At 69.4% G+C, this 2,145-nt stretch carries 1 protein-coding gene; it reads right to left on the reverse strand.

Annotated elements, in window-relative coordinates:
• Positions 1-1,990: excinuclease ABC subunit UvrA (locus ABZV34_RS38760; protein WP_356287788.1), on the reverse strand; the 1,990-nt coding region annotated here is incomplete at its 3' end.
• Positions 1,991-2,145: the final 155 nt, after the last annotated feature.

Genomic DNA, 2,145 nt, shown 5'->3' on the forward strand with positions numbered 1-2,145 from the left:
GGTGCGCGGCCGGTGTGCTCGCCTCGCCGGAGCCGAAGAACTCCTGGGCCTCGGTCACCGACATCGCGAGGACCTCGCTGATGTCGCGGCCACCGAGGTGGTACTCCAGCACCGACGTGTCGAACCGCCTGCCCTCGCACTCCTCGCAGGTGGAGGTGACACCGGCCATCATCGCCAGGTCGGTGTAGATGACGCCGGCCCCGTTGCAGTGGGGGCAGGCGCCCTCGGAGTTGGCGCTGAACAGGGCCGGTTTCACGCCGTTGGCCTTGGCGAACGCCTTGCGGATCGGGTCGAGCAGTCCGGTGTACGTCGCCGGGTTGCTGCGTCGCGAGCCGCGGATCGCGCTCTGGTCGACCGACACCACACCCTCGCCGGCGGGGATCGACCCGTGGACGAGCGAGCTCTTGCCGGAACCCGCGACGCCCGTGACGACGGTGAGCACCCCGAGCGGGATGTCGACGTCGACGTCCCGCAGGTTGTGCGTCGTCGCGCCGCGGATCTCCAGCGTCCCGGTGGGCTTGCGCACCGTCTCCTTGACCGAGGCCCGGTCGTCGAAATGGCGGCCGGTGATGGTGCCGCCCGACCGCAGGCCCTCGACGGTGCCCTCGAAGCAGAGGGTGCCGCCCGCCGTACCGGCGCCGGGGCCGAGGTCGACGACGTGGTCGGCGATCGCGATCACCTCCGGCTTGTGCTCGACGACGAGCACGGTGTTGCCCTTGTCCCGCAGGCGCAGCAGCAGGCCGTTCATGCGCTGGATGTCATGCGGATGCAGGCCTGTGGTCGGCTCGTCGAAGACGTACGTGACGTCGGTGAGTGAGGAGCCGAGGTGGCGGATCATCTTGACGCGCTGTGCCTCGCCGCCCGACAGGGTGCCCGAGGGCCGGTCGAGCGAGAGATAGCCGAGGCCGATCTCGGCGAACGAGTCGAGGGTGTGCCCCAGTGCCGCCAGCAGCGGCGCGACGGACGGTTCGTCCAGACCTCGTACCCACTCGGCCAGGTCGCTGATCTGCATCGTGCAGGCGTCGGCGATGCTGATCCCGGCGATCTTCGAGGAGCGGGCCGCTTCGCTGAGCCGGGTGCCGTCGCACTCGGGGCAGACGGTGAACGTCATCGCGCGCTCCACGAACGCGCGGACGTGCGGCTGGAGGGCGTCGACGTCCTTGGAGAGCATCGACTTCTGGATCTTCGGGATCAGTCCCTCGTACGTCAGGTTGATCCCGTCGACCTTGATCTTGGTCGGTTCCTTGTGCAGGAGGTCGTGGAGTTCCTTCTTGGTGTACTTGCGGATCGGCTTGTCCGGGTCGAAGAAGCCGCAGCCCTTGAAGATGCGGCCGTACCAGCCGTCCATGCTGTAGCCGGGAATCGTGAGGGCGCCCTCGTCGAGCGACTTGCTGTCGTCGTACAGCTGGGACAGGTCGATGTCGGTGACCGTGCCCCGGCCCTCGCAGCGCGGGCACATGCCGCCGAGCCGGTTGAACGTCGCCTTGACCGTCTTCTTGGCACCTCGCTCGACGGTGATCGCACCGCTCGCCCGGACGGAGGGCACGTTGAAGGCGAACGCGCCCGGCGAGCCGATGTGCGGCTGCCCGAGCCGGCTGAAGAGGATGCGCAGCATCGCGTTGGCGTCGGTGGCGGTGCCGACCGTGGAGCGCGGGTCGGCACCCATGCGCTGCTGGTCCACGATGATCGCGGTGGTCAGGCCTTCGAGTACGTCGACCTCGGGGCGCGCCAGCGTCGGCATGAAGCCCTGTACGAAGGAGCTGTAGGTCTCGTTGATCAGCCGCTGCGACTCGGCGGCGATCGTTCCGAACACCAGGGAGCTCTTGCCCGAGCCGGAGACCCCGGTGAACACCGTCAGGCGCCGCTTCGGGATCTCGACATGGACGTCCTTGAGGTTGTTCACGCGCGCGCCGAGCACGCGGATCAGGTCGTGGCTGTCGGCACCGTGCGGCGCAGGCGGCTGCGTGCCCGTCCTCGTGACCTTGCTCATCGTGTCTCCCTCTGTCGCGCGGGGCCGCGCTCACGGTCCCGGTCGGCGTCGCCCGGCCCGATCTAACCACCTTCGAGCGCTCCGTCCGGTTCGCTTCCGCTCCGGCCCGTGGGCCCCGGATCCCGGCCGCGCGAGGTGCCGCCGGGACGTCCGGG

Origin of the sequence: Streptomyces sp. NPDC005195 (genome assembly GCF_040608315.1) — a bacterium.
In the GTDB taxonomy this organism is placed as follows: Bacteria; Actinomycetota; Actinomycetes; order Streptomycetales; family Streptomycetaceae; genus Streptomyces; species Streptomyces kaempferi.